20 protein-coding genes are annotated in these 18,860 nt (G+C 70.9%); 7 read left to right on the forward strand and 13 right to left on the reverse strand.

What is annotated here, in order from left to right:
- Positions 1-92: 92 nt before the first annotated feature.
- Together HUT06_RS21595 and HUT06_RS21600 are read right to left on the reverse strand one after the other, a co-directional pair.
- Positions 93-1,730, reverse strand: a complete 1,638-nt coding sequence (locus HUT06_RS21595) for a hypothetical protein (RefSeq protein ID WP_176197395.1) — start codon at positions 1,728-1,730, stop codon at positions 93-95.
- A gap of 105 nt (positions 1,731-1,835) precedes the next feature.
- Complete coding sequence (locus HUT06_RS21600; RefSeq protein WP_176197396.1) at positions 1,836-2,279, reverse strand: helix-turn-helix domain-containing protein; 444 nt, start codon at positions 2,277-2,279, stop codon at positions 1,836-1,838.
- 612 nt (positions 2,280-2,891) lie between these two features.
- Between HUT06_RS21600 and HUT06_RS21605 the strand changes: the two genes are divergently transcribed.
- Both HUT06_RS21605 and HUT06_RS21610 read left to right on the forward strand, forming a co-directional pair.
- Positions 2,892-3,296: a hypothetical protein gene (locus HUT06_RS21605; protein WP_176197397.1), complete on the forward strand. Its 405-nt coding sequence runs from the start codon at positions 2,892-2,894 to the stop codon at positions 3,294-3,296.
- Between the two features lie 887 nt (positions 3,297-4,183).
- Complete coding sequence (locus HUT06_RS21610) at positions 4,184-5,533, forward strand: hypothetical protein (protein ID WP_176197398.1); 1,350 nt, start codon at positions 4,184-4,186, stop codon at positions 5,531-5,533.
- A 178-nt stretch (positions 5,534-5,711) separates the two neighbouring features.
- Here the strand turns inward: HUT06_RS21610 and HUT06_RS21615 are convergent, their stop codons facing one another.
- From HUT06_RS21615 to HUT06_RS21645, 7 genes are all read right to left on the reverse strand, one after another.
- The gene (locus HUT06_RS21615; RefSeq protein WP_176197399.1) at positions 5,712-5,945 is read right to left on the reverse strand and encodes a zinc-binding dehydrogenase; all 234 of its coding nucleotides are present in this window, start codon (positions 5,943-5,945) and stop codon (positions 5,712-5,714) included.
- Between the two features lie 377 nt (positions 5,946-6,322).
- Positions 6,323-6,655 carry an Rrf2 family transcriptional regulator gene (locus HUT06_RS21620; RefSeq protein WP_254715309.1) on the reverse strand — a complete coding sequence of 111 codons (333 nt, stop codon included), beginning with the start codon at positions 6,653-6,655 and terminating at the stop codon, positions 6,323-6,325.
- Between the two features lie 358 nt (positions 6,656-7,013).
- Complete coding sequence (locus tag HUT06_RS21625; RefSeq protein WP_176197400.1) at positions 7,014-7,397, reverse strand: DoxX family protein; 384 nt, start codon at positions 7,395-7,397, stop codon at positions 7,014-7,016.
- 241 nt (positions 7,398-7,638) lie between these two features.
- Complete coding sequence (gene sigJ, locus HUT06_RS21630; protein ID WP_176197401.1) at positions 7,639-8,565, reverse strand: RNA polymerase sigma factor SigJ; 927 nt, start codon at positions 8,563-8,565, stop codon at positions 7,639-7,641.
- Between the two features lie 6 nt (positions 8,566-8,571).
- On the reverse strand, positions 8,572-9,516 hold the full coding sequence (locus HUT06_RS21635) for an NAD(P)-dependent oxidoreductase (RefSeq protein WP_176197402.1): 945 nt from the start codon (positions 9,514-9,516) through the stop codon (positions 8,572-8,574).
- A 97-nt stretch (positions 9,517-9,613) separates the two neighbouring features.
- Entirely contained in the window at positions 9,614-9,958 is a 345-nt protein-coding gene (locus tag HUT06_RS21640; RefSeq protein WP_217711383.1) for a hypothetical protein, read from the reverse strand.
- Between the two features lie 49 nt (positions 9,959-10,007).
- Complete coding sequence (locus HUT06_RS21645; protein ID WP_176197403.1) at positions 10,008-10,586, reverse strand: DUF4158 domain-containing protein; 579 nt, start codon at positions 10,584-10,586, stop codon at positions 10,008-10,010.
- Positions 10,587-10,871: 285 nt separating this feature from the next.
- Between HUT06_RS21645 and HUT06_RS21650 the strand changes: the two genes are divergently transcribed.
- Entirely contained in the window at positions 10,872-11,837 is a 966-nt protein-coding gene (locus HUT06_RS21650; RefSeq protein WP_176197404.1) for a GlxA family transcriptional regulator, read from the forward strand.
- 2 nt (positions 11,838-11,839) lie between these two features.
- On the forward strand, positions 11,840-12,460 hold the full coding sequence (locus HUT06_RS21655; RefSeq protein ID WP_176197405.1) for a DJ-1/PfpI family protein: 621 nt from the start codon (positions 11,840-11,842) through the stop codon (positions 12,458-12,460).
- Here the strand turns inward: HUT06_RS21655 and HUT06_RS45645 are convergent.
- Entirely contained in the window at positions 12,420-12,854 is a 435-nt protein-coding gene (locus HUT06_RS45645; RefSeq protein WP_368407033.1) for a DUF6069 family protein, read from the reverse strand. The genes HUT06_RS21655 and HUT06_RS45645 overlap by 41 nt on opposite strands.
- Positions 12,851-13,825 (reverse strand): NADP-dependent oxidoreductase, encoded by a 975-nt coding sequence (locus HUT06_RS21660; RefSeq protein ID WP_254715310.1) that lies wholly within the window; start codon positions 13,823-13,825, stop codon positions 12,851-12,853. Before HUT06_RS21660 ends, HUT06_RS45645 begins: the two co-directional genes overlap by 4 nt.
- A gap of 170 nt (positions 13,826-13,995) precedes the next feature.
- On the opposite strand from HUT06_RS21660, the gene HUT06_RS21665 reads away from it, so the two are divergent.
- From HUT06_RS21665 to HUT06_RS21670, 3 genes are read left to right on the forward strand one after another with little or no spacing between them, the layout of a single operon-like run.
- On the forward strand, positions 13,996-14,772 hold the full coding sequence (locus HUT06_RS21665; protein WP_368406982.1) for a cupin domain-containing protein: 777 nt from the start codon (positions 13,996-13,998) through the stop codon (positions 14,770-14,772).
- Positions 14,745-14,999 (forward strand): helix-turn-helix transcriptional regulator, encoded by a 255-nt coding sequence (locus HUT06_RS45650; protein WP_368406983.1) that lies wholly within the window; start codon positions 14,745-14,747, stop codon positions 14,997-14,999. Before HUT06_RS21665 ends, HUT06_RS45650 begins: the two co-directional genes overlap by 28 nt.
- Before the next feature lie 31 nt (positions 15,000-15,030).
- Positions 15,031-15,453: a hypothetical protein gene (locus tag HUT06_RS21670; protein ID WP_176197406.1), complete on the forward strand. Its 423-nt coding sequence runs from the start codon at positions 15,031-15,033 to the stop codon at positions 15,451-15,453.
- Positions 15,454-16,089: 636 nt separating this feature from the next.
- On the opposite strand, the gene HUT06_RS21675 is transcribed toward HUT06_RS21670, so the two are convergent.
- Positions 16,090-16,980 carry an FkbM family methyltransferase gene (locus HUT06_RS21675; protein ID WP_176197407.1) on the reverse strand — a complete coding sequence of 297 codons (891 nt, stop codon included), beginning with the start codon at positions 16,978-16,980 and terminating at the stop codon, positions 16,090-16,092.
- A gap of 346 nt (positions 16,981-17,326) precedes the next feature.
- A complete protein-coding gene (locus tag HUT06_RS21680) occupies positions 17,327-18,838 on the reverse strand; it encodes an MFS transporter (RefSeq protein WP_217711384.1) in 1,512 nt (503 codons plus the stop codon).
- Positions 18,839-18,860: the final 22 nt, after the last annotated feature.

Below are 18,860 nucleotides of genomic sequence, written 5' to 3' on the forward strand. Positions count from 1 at the left end.
GATCTTCCGGCCGGGTCTGGACAGGGGCCGGTTCGGAACGGGCCGCGGCCGGGCGGCCGCTGGCTGCCCGGTGGGCTGCTCGATCTCGCGCTCTAGGCGGTGTCGGTCGGGCCGAGGGTCTTGCGCGCCGTGTGGGCGGGGCCGGGTGCCTGCAGCGGGCCGGTCCGCGCCAGGAAACCGTTGATCATGTGCAGCAAGTCCTGCTCGCGGGCCTTCACCAGTTGCGCCGGCCCCAGCCCGGTGCCGGCGGGGACCGGCAGGCAGTGCGCGGCCAGCACCTGATCCCCGCACCGCAGCTGCTCATAGGCCTCGCGGCCCCAGCCGCCGGTGCGGGCCAGCACCTGCGCCGTGGCGGGAGTGGCCAGTACGAAGTCGCCCAGCGAGGCCTCCAGCCGCCCCCGCCACAGCGGCACCAGCGCCATGCCCGCCTCAGGAAAGACCGCGTCCGGGTCGGTCAGATCCGGCACCCCCAGTCCCGACGGGCTGGCCGCGGCCATCGCATACAGGCTGGTGACGGCCCCGAACCCGCCGCGCCGGCCGTGCAGTTGCGCCGGTGCCAGCGGCGGGGGAGGCCCGGCGGGCAGCATCAGCTGCGCCAGCACTGTCCGCGCCTCGGCGTAGTCGCCGGCGCGCAGCATCGCCGAGACGTCCCCGCTGGCCCGGTATGGCGCGCCGTTGTAGCGGCCGGTGGCAAGCGCATGCACCAGCCAGCGCCGCGGAAAGTCGTCGCGTGCGGCTTCGGGGAAGTGCGCGCCCAGGTGGAACAGCACGCCCAGCGCCGCCGGCATCGCCAGCAACGAGGCATCGCACAGCCCCCATCGCCGTAGGCAGTCCATCATCGCGGTGCAGCCGGCTACCGCGCGCCGCGCGGCCGCCTCGACCGCGGCGGAGCCGGCCTTGAGGGCGGTGCGCCGCCGCGCGGCAGGCGGCAGCAGCCGCTGCACCAGCTCGTTGATCACCGGGAAGGTGACCGCGGCGCCGAACCCCTCGCGCTGGGCGTGCCGCCACAGCGGATCCAGCATCTCGCGGCGCACCCCGGGGTGGGCCAGGTCCAGATACAGCGTCTCGATCTCCGAGGCGTGCGCGACCCGCGTCGAGGACGCCTGGTTGAGCACTTGATAACACTCGGCCGCGTCCAGGGCCCCGCCCCGCAGCCACATCACCGGGATCTCGGTGTCCAGCAGCCGCTTGCGCAGGTCGGTCAGCTCGGCCACCAGCTGGCTTGCCTCATGGGTACGGGCACCGGCACCGGCGTCGGCGACCAGCTGGGGGACCTCGGCGGGCGCCGCATGCAGCAGGTCGCCCAACCGGATCTGCGGATGCCGGCGGGCCCGCATCGGCTGGATCCGCAACCGGCGAGCCGACTCCAGCACCACCCCCACCTCAAGGCCCGGGCCGCCCAGCTCGGCCCACACATCCAGCGGATAGCACGCCGGCCGGATACCGGCGCCGCCGGCCAGCGCGGTGCCGCGCTGCTGACCGTCGACGAAGAAGACCTTGGCGCGGGTGAACTCCCGGTAGCGACCAGAGGAAGGAGCCTCTTGTGGCGGCGGCAGCCACCACACGAACCCGTTGATCGGCCGCTGCGGCTCCCGCGCCAGCGACGCCCACACCTCCGCCCCCCATTGGGCGTTGCGCTGGAACGGGCGGCCGAACTGCACGATGTCCAACTCCCCGTCGCGCAACAGCTTCAGCAGATTCGCCAGCACGATGAAACGCTGATCGAACACCACACGTCACCTTCCCGGTTGGCAGCCGCCGTTAAGCGAGCGACATGATCACCGGGCCACTACCCACTTCTCCCATGATCGAATACATTTCTGCAGGTCACAGGGCTAAATGCGGGCGGTTGTCCGGCTTTCCGCCCGGCGCAGCGCCTCCTTCAGCGTCCTCGCGGGATACCCGTAGACCCGCGCTGCCGCCACCACGAACGCCACACGCCCCACCCCACGCGGTAACCGCCCCTCCCGCTCGACACGCAGCAGCGACCACGAAGACAACCCCAGCAGCTCGGCCGCCCGATCAGCCGTCAACCCCGCCCAATGCCGCAGATCCGACAACGCGGCCTCAGCGATCCCCACCTCCGACAGTTCCGGTGGCGCCACCCCCAGCGCCCGGCACAGCTGCGCATACCGCGCCGGATCGCACCGGCGCCGACCCGCCTCGTACTCCAACAGCTGCCGGGCCGGCACCCGCCCCCCGGTCAGGGCCGCCAGCCCATCCACCGTCAGCCCCCGACTGAGCCGCAACCGGCGGAGCTTACCGGCATCCAGCCGCACCCTGCCATGAGCCATCAGACGGCCCCGCCCCGACACCACACCCCCCATAACTAACCGACGCCGGGCCGCCGGGGGCTCGACGACCATGCACCATCGTGCAGGTCCGGACTCAGACCCGGGTTTTGCCGTCAGTCGACGGGCTGGCACCCAAAGGGCCAACCGGTGCGCCGGCCGAGCCAGCCGCGCGAACCGGCCGCAGGACAATGACGATGACGCCAAGAGCACTGGCCCGGAGCCGCCCGGTGCTCTCATGGTGCAGTTTCCGCAAGGGCTCGCCCGCAGCACGAGGCACACCGGGGGGAGAGGTACCGCACAGTGGCCGCGCGCCATCTCGGCGAACTGGCCAGCCACCCCACAATTCGGCCTGGGAACATCGGAAAGGGGGGCTACGGCCGGCGCTGTCGGGCGCAGCGGCGCACTGAGCCCCCCGTGCCCCCTCACGACCCGCAGGGCCACGGCGGCCACGAAGGCCGCGGCAGCACCAGCACCTGAGGGGAACGTTCCAATCCGCAGGTACGCTGACCCGACCAGGCCGCATGTCCCGGCCACGAGTTCTCACCTGGCGGCGGGGCAGCATTGGTTCGCTGACATCTGGACCCGCCGGAGGCACTGATGACGGTCATACGCCAAGCAGACGGGACCCTGCTGGTAAGGTTCAGCGTGCAGCACGAAGGGATCATCGGCTGCGGCGCCCGCACCGTCGTCCCCGGCGACGCCGAGTACGACGAATTGCTCCCCACCACCGTCGACGAAGCAACATGGGCGGAGCGCTCCAATCCGGACCATCCCGCCAACGTCCGTGCCCGCGCCTACCTGTGCGCCCGGGAGAGGGCGGAACAGGTACGCGACTTCGCCGTTCGCCTGCGTGACGGCCAACTGCTGCTCCCCGAGCCATACTGGTGGGAACCACACCTGACCTTCAGCATCGACACCGAGCACCCCGACTACCAGCACTGGGCCCGCACGGCCGTCCCCGACGACCAATGGCATCGCACCTGGTGGCTCGACGGTAGGTAGACGCGCCGACGATCAGGCTCGCGGCGAAGCGCGGCCACACGCTTATGGCAAGGTGAAGAGCACGCGACACTGCCGAACGCGGACGCAAGAGCCCGCAGGCAACTGGCGCTACCGCCTACACCGTGCGGCTGCTGACCGACCTTACGCAGCGACACTCGCTCAAGCACGACCACCGACCCGCTCCACACGGCAAGGACCGCGCCTGCACCAAAAGGATCTCTCCGGCCAAAGAGGAAAAGCGACCCTGCCTCCTACGCCGCAGCCGAGCGATCAGAACCCGAGCCGCCAACTTCACAGCGATGCTCTGAGGCGAGCGAGAACAACCAGATCTAACGTCACCATCACAGATGGCCGCCACCTGAAGAACATTGCGGAAGATAGCATCGCCGGCGTGTGGTGAGGTATAGTGAATTGCGAACTTCGCGTTAAGCGGTGCTTCTTGAGAAGAGAATATTGAGTATCCTTACGGCGCCATTGGCTTATACGTTCACAGCCCGTCGGCGAGCATGGAGGCAGAAGCTCCACTGGATAGAGTGTGCTCTAGGTCACTGACATGCCCTGACGAGTCAACTGGCAGGGGGTGGCGAAGCTCCTAGACAAAACTCTGCAGAGTCGCACCTTCTCGCCCATATGTCTCCGCCTTCCGTCTCCCGCCGCGCCCGTCGGCCCGGCGGCCTCGAAGCCGAGGTTCGCACGGACGTGTTCTTGTGTCGCGCGTGGCCGCCGCGCGCCTCCCTGACGGTGATCGCTCTCGGCGGCTCCCGAGCCATGATCACCAGGATAAGGGTCATTATCCCGGAGCCTCAACCCCACACCAGTTAAGCGTTTCGCGTGACGTGTTTATGTTTCGCGCGGCGTGCAGCGAAAAGATCCTCTACGGTTGCGGGGTGAGCAGCGAGACGAGCAGCCAGAACAGCGCCACCGACGAGCCTGTGGACACCACCGCCGACGCCACCGCGGTGACCGAGCCGGTGACCGAGCAGCCGACGCCTCCACCGGCGGCAACGGGCGCGACCGTCCCAACGCGCTCGGCGGCCGGGGGACCGCCTGCACGCGAGGGCGCCCGCGAGGCCGATGCTGGAAGCGGCGCCGCACCCGCCGCTGACGGCGCAGACGACGGAGAAGGCGCGGAGACCACAGAAGCCGCAGACGAGGCACCGGCGCCGGCGGCGGGGGAGTGCGCCCTGGCCGGCTGCTCCGAACCGCTGCCGACCCGCGGCCGTGGCCGTCCGCCCAAGTACTGCAGCAAGGCCCACGCCGACCAGGCCAGCCGGGACCGCCGCGCCGCCGACGCCGCCGCAGTCGACGAACCGCTCCGCCAGGCCGAGGCGCTCGCCCAGCAGGTGCCCACGGCCATCAGCGCCCTGCAAGACCAGCTGACCGCACTGACGGACTTCCTCACCGCAGCCCAGGACGGAGCACTGTCCCGGGTCCGGCGCGCCGAGGCCGAGGCGACCGCGGCCGCGCAGGCCGAAGCCGACGCCGAAGCCCGCGCGCTGGCCGCCGACCAGGCACTTGAGACAGCGGTCACCGCCGCCGAGACCGCCCGCACTGCCCAGCGGGGCGCCGAACAGGCCGCGGCCCGCGACCGCGCCGCCCTGGAGCAGGTCCGCGCCGACGCCGCCGAGATGGTCGCCGCGCACCAGCAGGCGCGCGACGCCGCCCGCGACGCCAAGGCCGCCGCCGAGACCGCCCGCGACGCCAAGGCCGCCGAACTCCGCGAAACCCGCGACGCCCACGAGTTGGAACGTCGCCGCATGGAGACCTCCGCCCGCGCCCAGGCCGACCGGATGCATGCCCTTCAAGACGACCTGGCGCACACCACCGCGGCACTGGCGGCCGCCCGGGAGGCACTGGCGACCGCCCAGGGCGAGACACGCGCCCAGCAGACCAGGGCCGAGGCCGCCGAACAGGCCCGCGACGAGGCGATACGCCACGGACGCCAGGCCGCCGCCCGCGCCGACGCGGCCGAGAACCGGCAGCAAGACCTGCAGGCCGCCGCTGAGCAGGCCGCCACCGAACAGGCCGCCGCGCACAGGGCTCTCGCCTCCTGCCAGGCCCTGTGCGACCGACTCGAAACCGACCTCGCGGCCGCCCGCGCCGACGCCGCAGCCCAACGTGAACGCGCCGTCCGCGCCGAGGCCTCAGCCAGCCAGGCCAGTAGCAGCCCCGGCCAGCAGAGCGGTCCCGCAGGCAGCGAGCCGACCGGTACCGGCACCCCTCCCGGGACGAACTGAGGGCCAGGCATACCGGTGCTCGGGGTCGCGGACAGGTGGGCGCACGACGGTACCCCGGAAGACCCGTAGCAGTCCGGGTACGGCGACGAGGATCATCGTTGGGTCGCCGGGTTGCCCGGAAGGTGTCCCGTGGCGGTGGATCCGAGCCCGTTTTGGACTCCGCTTTCTTTCGGCCGGTTCAGCGGGCCAGAGTGAGCAGGACGCGGCCGAAGGGCCGATCCTCGATGAGGTGACGCTGCGCTTCGGCCGCCTGCTCCAGCGGGAACACGCGGGCGACGGCGGGGTTGATGCGGCCCGCGTCCAGCCATTCCAGCAGGGTCACGCGGGCGGCGCAGGCGGCGTCCGGCGGGGTCCTGGTGAACGTGTAGCCGTAGGCGGTGGCGTTCTTCCACATCAGGTCGGTGATGTTCACCGTGCCTTCGGTGCCGCCGATGCCCGGCGCCAGGACGGTACCGCCAGCCTACAGCCCGGCGAGCCGGGTCAGGACGAGGTAGGTGGTGCTGTATCCGGCACCGGCGAACAGCGCGCGGGCGGCTCGTCGCTCACTCCGTCGGGGACGGGTATTAGCTGGTCGGCATCGGCGATCAGTTGCTCGCGCCAAGTGCCGTCGGTGCGCCAGCAGAGCCCGCCGCCGGCCACGACGCGCGCCCCCGTCCGCCAGGCCGGTCGCCCCGGGGTCGATGATCCGCCCCACCGCGCCGCCGCCGGGTATGTGCGGCGGCGGCTGGTGCAGGGAGGAGTCCATGTGCCCTGCCCTGATGGTGTTGTCGGCCGGCCCCGCTCGGCCGTTCAGCCGGAGCGGGCGGCCAGGGTGTCCCGCAGGACGTCCGCGATCGAGACCCCGGCGAACTCCCGCCGGACGGCCTCCTCCACGTCGGCGTAGACACGGCGCAGCGCGGGCTGGATGCCCCGGCCGGCGGGGCACGCCTGGTTCGGTTCGCCGTGATGCAGCGCGAACAGCGGCCCGTCGTGCACCGCGCGGAAGACATCGAGCAGCGCGATGGACTCCGGGGCGCGCGCCAGCGTCCACCCGGCCCCGACGCCATGCCGGACCGTCACCAGCCCCGCCTTCCGCAGATCGGCCAGGCTGCGCCGGATCACGACGGGGTTGGTGGCCCACACTCACGGCAATCTGGTCCGAGGTGACCACGTCACGCCCACGGCCGTGCACCAGGGCCATCCAGGTCAGCGCATGGACGGCGACCGTCATCCTGCTATTCGCGCTCATGACCCTCACCCCCTGATGCAATAAGCACAGTTACAGCGAAGCTTCGGTCGGCCCTGTTCCCCCGCAGCAGCGGCGAGCGGCACATGGGCGCACTCGACCCACACGGCAAGAGATGGACACTCCACCAGCTGCGGCGGTGCAGGGCCTGGTCGCCGTCGCCGGCACCGCCGCCGAACTCCAAGCCCCGCCACGCCCACCTGGCGTCTGCTTCCGCCTCGCCGAACTCAACCGTGCGAAGGCCGTTGCGAACGGTCAGCCGGCGAAGGACTCGGGACCGAGGCGGCCCCAGGCGATGAACGCCGCGAGTGCGAGGTAGAGCAGGTTCAGGGCGGCGAACCGGAACTCGCCGCGGCGGCTGTGGACGATCATCGCGCCGGCCATCAGCAGGATCCAGCACAGGGCGGTCACCGGCACCAGGACCGGTGCGACATCGACCACGGCCGGAAGGATCAACCCCACGGCGGCCAGGATCTCCAGGGCGCCGAGGGCCTTGACGGAGCCGGCGCCGGCGTTCTGGGTCCATTCCCCGCCGGGGGAGGCGGCCAGCTTCTCCCGGGGTGTGGACGCCTTGATGATGCCGCCGGCCAGGGCCACGACGGCCAGGAGTCCGGCGCCGATCCACAGTGCGAGGTTCATGAGGGATATCTCCAATGGCGATATTGAGCGCGGGCGTCGTGACCGTGCTCGGAGTCTGAAAGGGAACGGGATCTCGGTTGCCAGCCCCTGGCCGTGGCCGCATGGCTCCGTCAGGTCGCGTCCGAGATGATCGAGGGATGGCGTTTTCCGGGCGCGCGTGCGCCGGGCATCGCTCGTGGGTGCGTGCTGCCGCCCGCAGGGCGCTCCGGCGGCTTGCGGATGGCCCGATGGGGCGGGTGGTTCAGGCGTCGCCGGTGGGGTCGGGGTCGGCGCGCACCAGGTCGCCGAGGTTGCCGACCCGGCCGAAGTGCTGCAGCTTGTCGGGGTTGACGATGGAATGGATCGTCTGGATGTGGCCGTCGGTGATGTCCAGTGCCATCACTGCGACCAGCAGGCCGCGCGTGTCGAACACCAGGGCGCCCGGCTGGCCGTTGACCTTGGTGAGGTCGAAGCGCACGCCACCGGCCCGCGCGAGAAGGGGCGCCATCGCCGCCAGGACGCGCGCCACCGGCTGCCGCCCGTTGAGGGGCCGTCCGAGCGCGGGCACTCTGCCGCCGCCGTCCCCGTGCATCGCCACGTCCTGTGCCAGCAGCTCCTCGAGCGCCGGCAGGTCACCGTGCTCGACGGCGGCGAAGAAGCGTCCGGCCAGTCGCCGCTGCTGCTGCCGGGTGGCGTGGTAGCGCGGTCGGCGCTCCCGGACGCGCCGCCGGGCGCGGGCGACCAGGTGCCGCGTGGTGTCCACGTCGGTGCCGATGATCTCGGCGACCTCGGTGTAGGGGTAGTCGAACACCTCGCGCAGCAGGAACGCGGCCCGCTGCTGCGGCGTCAGGGTCTCCAGCAGCACCAGGACGGCCAGCGACAGCGAGTCGGCGGTCTCGGCGTGCTCGCCCGGTGACGGGTCGGCGGCCAGCGGTTCCGGTAGCCACTCGCCGACGTACTGCTCCCGCCGGGCCCGTGCCGAGCGCCACTGGTCGATGGCCAATCGGGTGACCAAGGTGGCGATGTACGCCCGCGGCGAGGCGATCGTTTCGCCGTCGCGCTGGGTGCGGTGCAGCCGCAGGAACGCCTCCTGCATCACGTCTTCGGCTTCGCCGACGCTGCCGAGCATCTGGTAGGCGATGGCGAAGGCCCGCGACCGCAGATCGACGTAGGGGTCGGAGGTGGACATATCAGGTCAGCTCATCCCGTCGGTGAAACCGGTGCGCCAGCTCGGGTACCGCGGCTCCCAGCCCAGTTCGCGCTTGGTCTGCTCGGTGGAGATACCGCGGGCCCGCGTCATCATGTCGACCGCGCCCTCGCCGGCCAGCCGGCGGGCGAGCCAGGCCGGCACGCGGCGCGGCGGTCCGGCGCCGAGCGTCCGGGCCAGGTGGGGCAGCCAGTCGCGCAGCGGTACCGGGTCGTCGTCGGCGACATGGTAGATCCCGGGCCTGCCGCGTTCCATGGCCGCGACCGTGGCCGAGGCGGCGTCGGCGATGTGCACCAGCGACCACACCCCGCCGCCGTCCCCGACGATCGGGAACCGGCGCTTGCGGATCTGCCGGGTCATGACCGCGTCCGGCGCGGCGCTGAGACCGGTCCCGGGCCCATAGAAGGCACCGTAGCGAAGCACGATTCCATCGGCCCAGGTGATGCCGGTGACCGCGTCCTCCAGATGGCGCAGTGCGGCCACCGACGGGGCGGCGTCCTCGGGGGGATGCGGCTCGATCCGGCCGTTCTCGTCGGCGACCGGCCCGCCGGTGCGTTCCATCCACATGGCGTTGCTCTGCGCCACGAACGTACGGACGCCGACCGCGCGCGCCGCGGACAGCAGGTGGTCGGTGCCCTCGGTGCGCAGCCGGTTGGTGGCGGCCGCCATCCGACTCACGTTCCGCATGCTCGTCTCCCCGCCCAGCGCGGTGAGCTGGTGGACGATCACCTCCGGCTCGGCCTTGGCGACCGCGTCGGCCACCGCGTCGGGGTCGAGCGCGTCGACGACGACCGGCTCCGCACCCAGCGCGTGCAGCATGCCGGTCTTGGCCGGCGAGCGGGTCGTTCCGACGACCTCGTGCCCGCCCTCCACGAGCTGGGTGACGAGCTGCTTGCCGATCGCGCCGGATGCTCCGGCGATGAGGACTTTCATGACGTCTCCGTTCGTCGCTCATCAACAAGGACGAAACGCCCCCGCGAGACATGAACGGAGGTAACCCAGATCACACATGTGCTGCCCGAGGAGGGCCTCAGCCCGCGTTCACTCGTAACGCAAGGCGCAGCGACTCGCGTTCGGCCTCCTCGACCTGGTCGACGGTCGGGCCCGGCTGGTCCAGTCGCGCCAGAGTCACCTCGGCGCTGGTCGGCTGGGCATCGACAGGCACCCCCTGCTCCGGCCGCCAGGTGTTGGCGCGCATCAGCGACTTCGGGCAGTGCGGATAGACCTGCTCGACGTGCACCACGATCGCCGCGCCCGGCGGTCTGCCGACGGGGCCGAGCTGGGTGAGCAGCTCCGGCCGCACCGAGACACAGGCGCGGCCATTGACGCGCAGCGTGGTCGGGAGCTTGGACACCTCCCGCTCGATCGTCTTCACGCTACGTTCCCAGGCTCCTCTCGGATCGTGGTGAACAGGTCGACGCCGGTCACCTCCGCCGCGTCGAACAGCGCGTCCTCATCCCGGCCGTCGCTGTCCTCCTCGGCGCCCGGTCCGCACTGTGAGCGATCAGCGCGACCATCCGGACCACCGATTCCTTCGATACTCGGTTGCAGATCAGCGCGGTCTGGGCCTTCTCCGCCTGGCTGATCGCCGAGCCGACGATGCGCCGGATCCGGTCCGGGGCGGGCTGCTCGAGCTTCTCCTCCCATAGCTGCGCCAGCAGCGCCTCCCGCACCCGGTCGAGATGCCGCTCCTTGTCGCATACGTTCGCGGCGAGCCACAGCGCCGCCTTGTCCGAGTCGGTCAGCCCGCACTCGCGGAACCCGAGGTACTCGCGGATCTTCTTGCGGTGTCCCTTGCTCGTCCGGCCGTCCCACTCATACAGGCTCAGGTCCGCCTCGGCGACCTTCACTAGCCGCGCTACATACCCGACGGCCTGGTCCGGCAACTCGTGCCGGTCCTTGGGGAACCGGCCGTGCAGCGCATGGAAGCGCAGCATCAACGCGAACGCTGGCTTGGTCGGCGCCCGCCGATCCGACAACATCGTCAGCTCGTCCCCGACCAATGTGCGCGCCACGGCATCCGGCTCTCTCGCAAGCCGTGGCCACCCTTCCACCGGCCGCCGCAAATCCCGGCCAATACTGACCGCACAAGATCCGGCCCGTCAGCCGAACCGCGAAATTCCCTGAACCCCTGCCGACCTGGACTAACTCAAACCCCTGTACCCGGCTGCGCCAGTCTTACCGACACCCGGAGCCGCGCGAGCGTGGGCTGCAGAGGACGCCCTTCGGCTGCGATGGCGTAATTTGCAAGATTCTTGTCGTTGACGCCATAGCCCGCTGCGACCAGCATGAATGCCGTGCGAGTCGTCATCGTGGTCCACGAAGGTTTCCAGCTTCTCGACATGGCCGGTCCCGCCGATGTGTTCGCGACAGCGAGCCTGTTCCGTCGTGACGCCTACCAGGTAGAGGTGGCCGCACCCAGCGCAGGCGCGGTCAAGGCGCACGGCGGTATCACCACGATGGCCGAGCACACGCTCGACTCACTGGGCGGCGAGATCGACACTCTGCTGGTCACGGGCGGCCTGTCGGTCCCGCAAGTACGGCACGACGACGCCCTGATCAGGGGCCTGGTACGGCTGGCGGGAAAGGCCAGGAGGGTCGCCTCGGTATGCAACGGGGCCCTGCTGCTCGCGCAGGCGGGCCTGCTGGACGGCAAGCGCGCGACCACGCACTGGCTGGCCGCCCGGGAGTTGGCCGAGCGGCATCCGGCAGTGCAGGTTGACGCCGATCCGATCTATATCAAGGAAGGCAACATCTGGACATCAGCCGGAGTGACGGCAGGGATCGACCTGGCGCTGGCCCTGGTGGCGGAGGATCACGGCCATCAGGTGGCCAGGGACGTGGCCCGCGGTCTTGTGGTCTACCTGCACCGGCCGGGTGGGCAGAGCCAGTTCAGCACACCGATGGAGGTACGGGCCCCTACCCGTGAACCGCTGCGTGATCTGCTGGCCTACATCGACTCGCACCCGGCCCAGGACCTGAGTGTTCCGGCCCTCGCCAACCGCGCCGGGATGAGCGAGCGGCACTTCTCGCGGGTGTTCACCGAGCAGAGCGGCTTGTCTCCCGGCCGTTATGTGGAACGTTCACGTGCCGAGGCGGCCAGGAGGCTGCTGGAGGCCACCGATCATTCGCAGGACACCGTCGCCAGGCTCACCGGTCTGGGTGCTCCGGAGACGTTGTACCGAGTCTTCCGCCGGCACTGGCGGGTCTCACCCGGTGACTACCGTCGCCGGTTCCGTTCGAACGAAGGCTGAAAATGGACGTTGCCATTCTCCTGTATCCAGGTTTCACGGCACTGGACGTCGTTGGTCCGTACACAGCCCTGGCCTTCGCGCCGGGCTGGACGGTCACGTTGGTCGCCGGGCAGCCCGGTCCCGTCATTGACGATCAGAGCACGATGTCCCTGATGGCCACGGCTTCCTACGAGGAGGTGCCGCGGCCGGACGTCATCGTCGTGCCGGGCGGGCCGGGCACCGTGCCCGCGATGAACGACAAGGCCCTGACGGACTGGCTCGGCAGTGCGCACGAGCACACCACGTGGACGACCTCGGTCTGCTCCGGCGCCTTTGTCCTGGCCGCAGCGGGACTGCTAGCCGGCAAACGGGCCACCTCGCACTGGGGCTGGGTCGAGCACCTGGCTGGGCTGGGCGCCGAGCCGGTCAACGAGCGGGTCGTCTTCGACGGGAAGATCGTCACTGCCGCGGGCGTCTCCTCGGGCATCGATATGGCGCTGGAGCTGCTCGCCCGGGACGCGGGGGAGCATACGGCGCAAGCCGTACAGCTGGCGATCGAATACGATCCGCAGCCGCCGTACGACATGCAGACGCTGGGCGGACTCAGGGAGGAGGCGCTGAAGCTGATCGACGTGAGCTTCTGATCACATCGCGCCGATCCCGGCCGTCGGTGACCGGCTGAGCAGCGGCAACCCGAACAGGGGTCGTGAACACGCTTCCCGCCTGATCGCCATCCTCCTCACCGGGGACACCGGCCCCGTGCCCCTTGAGCTCATTGGTCTGCCCCCCATCCAGCACCGCTCGCGTCGCTGAGGCGAGCAAGGAGACGACAAGCGTGACGCCGGCAGTGAGAGGCAGGCCGACGACCTGGGCCGGCCGTCCGTCGCCGGGATCAACGTGAGGTTCCACGCCCAGGCGGCGGGCGGCGGCCCACAGCAGGGCCGTCGCCAGGACGGTACCGCCGACCGCGTAGGCGTGGCGGCGGAGGCCCGGGGCGGCCGGACGGGTGAAGGTGGTGGTCTCAGAGCACTCTTTCAGGGGATGAGGACGGTCTTGCCGCTTGTGCGGCCGGCTTCGGCGTCGCGGTGCAGCGCCGCCAGTTCGGTGAGCGGGCGGGCCGCCGTGACGTCCACGCGCACCATGCCGCTGTCGGCAAGGGTGATGAGTTCGGTGAGTTGGGCGGGGTCGTTGCGGGCGATGAAGTGCGCGGCCGTCACGCCGGCTCCAGCCGGCGGCTTCACCGGGATGGTGATCGAGACGATCGAACCGCCGGGGCGGACGGCACGGCACAGCGCTTCCGCGGCCTCGGGCGGTATCGGGACGAGGTTGAACACCAGATCCACCGGGCGGTCCAGCACCTGAAGCGGCGAGCCCCGTGTGTAGTCGATGATCTGCTCGGCGCCGTAGGCGCGGACCCGTTCGGCGCTGCGGGGGCCGGCGGTGGCGATGACGTGCGCACCGGCATGGCGGGCCAGTTGGACGGCGAACATGCCGACGCCGCCGCCCGCGCCGTGGACGAGGATCCGGGTGCCCGGTTCGATGCGGGCGTGCTCGAACAGCCCCTGCCAGGCCGTGAGGCCTGCGACCGGGATCGCCGCCGCATGGGCGAGCGGGAGCCTGGAAGGAGCAGTCACCAGCCTGGCGGCGGGGGCGGTGAGGTATTCGGCCGCCGCGCCGCCTTCGTCAAGGCGGCCGACGACGTGGTCGCCGATCGTGAAGCGTTCGACACCGTCTCCGGTCCGGACGACTGTCCCGGCGGCTTCGGAGCCGAGAGTGAACGGCAGGTCCTGCGGGACGGCGTTCTGCATCATGCCGGCGCGGAAGCCGACGTCAGAGGGGTTGAACCCGACGCCGGCCACACGCACCAGCACCTCGCCGCGTCCCGGGTCCGGACGGGGTACCTGCTCATAGCGGATCACGTCGGGCCCGCCGAAGGCGTGGACGCGCGCCGCCATCATCGACGCGCTCGGGCTCTTGGCGCGCCGGCCCGGTACGGGTTCTGCTGTCATGAGTCTTCCTGTCTGATGCGGTACCAGGCCCTCGCCCCGCACCGGTGCGGCTACTTGGTGACCTTGGAGTGATTCGACCGTAGGGCGGATGCCTGAGACGGACAATGCGCGTCCATCTCGGATTTTTAAGCGAGCGTCTTCGAAGTGAGGCCCATCGCTAGGATCCGGTGATGGATGTGCTGAGCGATGTGATCGCCGTGATGCGCACCGGTGAGCCGCGATCGGCTCTGGTCGAATGGTCGGTGCCGTGGGGACAGCGGTTCCGGACGGTGCCGGGAGCGGCGGGATTTCAGATCGTCCTGCGCGGCCCCTGCTGGTTCATCCCCGAAGACGGTGCCCCCTTCCCGCTGGCCGTCGGCGACGTGGTGTTCCTTCCGCACGAGAGCCGGCACGGCCTGGCCGATGCTCCGACCACACCCTTGGCCGAACACACCTGCGACCCGCAGGAGGACGTCAGGTTCGAACGCAGATATGCCGCCGCACCGGCCGGCCGGGCGCGCGCTGGATCCCCGGCCACGGTGACGTTGTGCGGGGCCTACCAACTCGACGCCGCTCGCGCTCACCCGATGCTGAACGACCTGCCTCCGCTGCTGCACCTGCCCGCACGGCTCGGACGCCATCCCCGGCTGCGCGCCGCCGTCGATCTGCTCGGCGCGGAACTCGAAGAACCCCAGCCGGGCACCGGCGCCCTCGTGCCCGCCCTGCTGGACACGCTGTTGCTCTACATCCTGCGGGCATGGCTCACCGAGCAACCGGCGGGCGGCGGGGCCACCGGATGGGCGGCGGCGCTCGCCGACCCGGCCATCAGCACCGCTCTTGAGGCGATCCACCGCGATCCCGCGCGTCCCTGGAGCGTCGCCGGCCTGGGTGCGCACGCGGACTGTCGCGGGCCGCCTTCTCCCGTCGGTTCACCGCGCTCGTGGGGCGGCCACCGCTGGCCTACCTGACTTGGTGGCGGTTGACGACCGCGATGCGGCTGCTGCGCGACTCCGACGCCCCATTGAGCGTCGTGGCAGAACAGGTGGGATATGGCTCGGAGTTCGCCTTCGCCAACGCGTTCAAACGCGAATTCAATCTCGCGCCCGGACGCTACCGGCGCAACAGCCGCTCTTCCGAAGGAGGACCCCGCGTCCGGGCGGCCCGGGGGAGGCCTCCCGCCGTCAGGGGAACTTGACGTCAAGGTGATCTGACGTCAGACTCGGGTCATGGCGACTCCCGACGACCTCGAAGGTCAATTCACGCTGCTGACCGCTGTCGCTCGCTACGAGGCATTGAGGACGCGCGATGCGCTCGCGGCACCGGATGACCACGACGACGGCGCGGCCGGCGCGGTGCCGCTGACGCGTGCCGAGACGCTGGAGATGCTCGCGCTCGGCGAGGTGGTCGCGCGGAAGGCCGGCTACGGCCGTCAGTTGTCCGTCCGTTCGGCACGCCGGGCCGGGGCATCGTGGGCCCAGATCGGCGCCGCCCTGGGGACCAGCAAGCAGGCGGCCTGGGAGACCCACAACCGGTGGATCGACGAGCAGGCCAGGCGGCAGGACGACCCCGGGCATTGGGGCTGGGACGACGCCGACGTCACGGCCGCGCGAGCCCTGGCGGGCGAACCGGACGGCGAGGGAGAGAAGTGACCGCGCCGTGCTGAGCTTCCTCGCCGAGCACGGACTCGACTCGCCCAGGGACTGACATGACGATGTGGGCCCGGGAGGACGGCGAAGGCGTCGCCGTCCTCACCTACCGCAACCCGCCCCGCAACTTCCTCACCTTCACCGCACTCGAAGAACTGGACGCGGAACTCGCCCTGCTGGCGCGGCGGCCTCGAACTGTCCCTGGCGTGCACGCTGCGCTGGGCCTCGGCCGACGCCCACTTCAGCCTTCCGGCGACCGCGCTCGGCGTCATCCCCAGGGCGGCACCCAGCGCCTGGCCAGGCTGATCGGCCCGGGCCGGGCCGCTGACGTCGTCCTTTCCGGCGGCGTTCTCACCGCCGAGCAGGCAAGGACCGCCGGAATCGTCGAGCAGGTCCTCCCCGCCCCGCCTTCCAGCCGGAGGCGCTGCGACTGGCCCGCCGCATGGCGTCCCGTCCCCTCGCCGCGCTTGCCGCGGCGAAACGCGCCCTGGTCGAGGGGTCCCGGCCGCTGCGCGGAGTTTCTTACGAACCGCGGGCGAACGCCCCGGCCCCGTGCGCGCCGCCATCTCCAACGCCACGCTTCGGCGCGTCCTCGCCGGCCCTGGGTGAGCCCGGCAGGGCCGCGCCGGGCTCACGCCATCACAGCGACTGGAGCCGCTCGGGCGGGATGAGGATGACGTCACGGGACCCGTAGCGAGGCAGCGGCACGTCGGCGGACAGTTCGTCATCGGTGATGACGTGGAGCTCCGTCTCGCCGATCGCGCGGACCTCGTAGCCCGCTTCCTCCCGTAGTTGGACGATGAGCTTGCGCAGCCGGGGGACGTCCCGGAGTACCTCGACCACGATGGTGGGCCGCTCGCTCAGGAGCCACGGGAGGACGGACTCCAGCACCGTCGCCTCATACCCCTCGATGTCGAGCTTGAGGAGGTCGACGCCGTCGACCAGTTGACTCATGGGCCTCGTCGGGACGGTGACGGAGGTGGCGGCCGGGCGGTTGGCGATGCCCTCGCCGCCCTCCGCGAGATACGCCCCGGTCGGCGCGGCGTATCGCTCCTGGTCGGGCAGCGACAGCTGCATGGTGGCCGGCGCGTCGTCGTCCACGACCGCGGCCTGGACGACCTCGACGTTGCCCAACCGGTTGAGTTCGACATTGGCGGCGACGATCGCGGCCGCCTCGGGATTGGCCTCCACGGTGATGTACGGAGTGCTCGGCGCCGCGTGGGCGCCCTGCACCGTGTAATAGCCCGCGTTCGCGCCGACCTCCAGAATCCGGGTGGCCTGGCCGCAGAGCTTCCGCCACCAGAACGTCTCCGCGCCCTCGTACCGCGCCCCGTACCAGAAAATCAACTGGACGAGACGGGAATGGGTGACGGTCAGACGGATTTCTGGGTTATCCGGCAGAACGAAGTCAGTGAGGGGAGTGAGCCGCCTGTGCCGCAGCACAGCGGCGAGCAGCCCCCACACCCGCCGGGCGGGGGCCTTCGAGCGAAGGTTGCGGTCCCGGACCGCGATGACGGCCTTGATCGGCACGATCCTCAGGAGACGGGAAAGGGCGATACGGGCCCAGACGCGTACACGGGTACCTAATGGCAAGGACATGAGACCTCGAAAAGCGGGGAGGGGGAATGGCGGAACAGACGATCTTGAAACTACTCGCCCGCCAGAGAGGCCAGCGCCATGAGGCCAGATACGGCCACTCCCGCCACCGCACCGGTTCCCAAAACCGCAGACCCGCCCACTGGCCATTGCGACGCTGAACCGCATATCGACGCACGAAAAGTGCCGGTAGGCGGTCGCCGCGGCGCGACGGGGAATGGCGCGGGGGCGGGTGTCCGCGTTCCTTCAAAGGTGGGGCGTTCGCCCAGGCGGGGTGGCTCTAGCCGTCTTCGGCCGAAACCATTCTGGCGTGCTCGTGCTGTGGCTCCGGCGGGGTCGGGCCGGGCTGCTTCGGGAGCAGGACGGACAGGAGCAGGGCGAGCGCCATCACGCCGGCCGCGGAGAGGAAGACCCAGTGGGTGGCCGTGACGAAGCCGTGTATCGCCTCGGTCCGTGCGGTGCCCTTGAGGCGGGTGATCGCGCTCGTCGTCGAGCCGGGCCCGTGCGCTTCGTACACCCGGGCCAGTACCGTGCCGAAGAGCGCGGTGCCCAGCGCGCTCCCCAGCGTCTGGAAGAACCGGGTGGCGGTGGTGGCCACTCCCAGCTGGTGCGCCGGGGCGGTCTCCTGGGCGAGCAGGATGAGCTGGCCGATCAGCTGCCCGAAGCCGAGGCCGAGCAGCAGCATCTCGCCGCGGATGAGCCACAGGCTGGTGCCTGTGCCGCTCGTCGCCAGCAGGGCCAGGGCGAGTGTCGCGGTCGCCGTGCCCGAGACCACGAAGGTCCGGGTGCTCCAGCCCCGGCGGGCCAGTTGGCCGGAGACGAGGCCGATGGTCCCCATGCCGATCGCCATGGGGATCAGGTACAGGCTCGCCTGGGTCGCTGCGGTGCCCCGGGCGAGCTGCAGGTACATGAGGATGTAGACGATCGAGCCGGTCAGGGCCGTACCGAGCAGGAATTGGAGGGCGAACGAGCCGCGCAGCACGGGGTGCCGGAGCAGCGACAGCGGCAGGATCGGTTCGGGGGCGGTCGCCTGCCGCCAGAGGAAGAGCGCCAGGAGCAGGGCCGCGGCGCCGGTCAGCCCGAGGATCACGGCCGAGGACCATGCGTAGTCGGTGCCGCCCCACTCCGTCACCAGCAGTAGCGCGCCGGCGAAGGCGGCCGCGAGGGCGGCGCCCGGGAAGTCGATGCGGCGGGCGATGGTGTGCTGCGGCAGGTGCAGGGTGCAGGCGGCGGCGATGAGGACGGCGACGCCGAGCGGCAGGTTGATGTAGAAGATCCAGCGCCAGTCGGCGTGGTCGGCGAGGGCGCCGCCGACGACCGGGCCCAGCGCCATGCCGGTGCCGGCGATCAGGCCTCCCATGTTGCCGCCGTTCGAGCCCTGCTTCCCGGCGGCGGCCATGAGCTGGGCCAGGACGACGAGGGTGACGCTCATCAGGCCGCCGCCGCCGATGCCTTGGAGCGCCCGGAAGGCGATGAGCTGGCCCATGCTCTGGGCCGCGCCGCAGAGTCCGGAGCCGGCGAGGAAGACGGCCACGGCGCCGAGGAAGACGCGCTTGGCGCCGATGACGTCGCAGAGCTTGCCGTACAGCGGCAGGGCGACGGTGGCCGCCAGACTGTACGCGCTGATCAGCCAGGGGACGCGGTCCACCCCACGGACGGGGTCGAGATCCCGGGCGATCGGCACGGTCGCCGCCGACACGATCTGCATGTCCAGGACGGCGAGGAGCACGGTCGCCAGGCAGGCGGCGAGGGCGATGTTCCGCTGCGAGGGCGTCATGGGGGAAGGGGCCATGCGCTCCACGGTCGCAGGCATT

It is taken from the genome of Actinomadura sp. NAK00032, assembly GCF_013364275.1.
Taxonomy (GTDB): domain Bacteria; phylum Actinomycetota; class Actinomycetes; order Streptosporangiales; family Streptosporangiaceae; genus Spirillospora.

Bases quoted from the DNA above. Each gene is read 5' to 3' on its own strand.
- HUT06_RS21670 (WP_176197406.1), top strand. From the start codon at position 15,031: ATGGCGACTCCCGACGACCTCGAAGGTCAATTCACGCTGCTGACCGCT.
- sigJ (WP_176197401.1), bottom strand. From the start codon at position 8,565: ATGTCCACCTCCGACCCCTACGTCGATCTGCGGTCGCGGGCCTTCGCC.
- HUT06_RS21650 (WP_176197404.1), top strand. From the start codon at position 10,872: ATGAATGCCGTGCGAGTCGTCATCGTGGTCCACGAAGGTTTCCAGCTT.
- HUT06_RS21655 (WP_176197405.1), top strand. From the start codon at position 11,840: ATGGACGTTGCCATTCTCCTGTATCCAGGTTTCACGGCACTGGACGTC.
- HUT06_RS21680 (WP_217711384.1), bottom strand. From the start codon at position 18,838: ATGGCCCCTTCCCCCATGACGCCCTCGCAGCGGAACATCGCCCTCGCC.
- HUT06_RS21660 (WP_254715310.1), bottom strand. From the start codon at position 13,825: ATGACAGCAGAACCCGTACCGGGCCGGCGCGCCAAGAGCCCGAGCGCG.
- HUT06_RS21665 (WP_368406982.1), top strand. From the start codon at position 13,996: ATGGATGTGCTGAGCGATGTGATCGCCGTGATGCGCACCGGTGAGCCG.
- HUT06_RS21605 (WP_176197397.1), top strand. From the start codon at position 2,892: ATGACGGTCATACGCCAAGCAGACGGGACCCTGCTGGTAAGGTTCAGC.
- HUT06_RS21625 (WP_176197400.1), bottom strand. From the start codon at position 7,397: ATGAACCTCGCACTGTGGATCGGCGCCGGACTCCTGGCCGTCGTGGCC.
- HUT06_RS21635 (WP_176197402.1), bottom strand. From the start codon at position 9,516: ATGAAAGTCCTCATCGCCGGAGCATCCGGCGCGATCGGCAAGCAGCTC.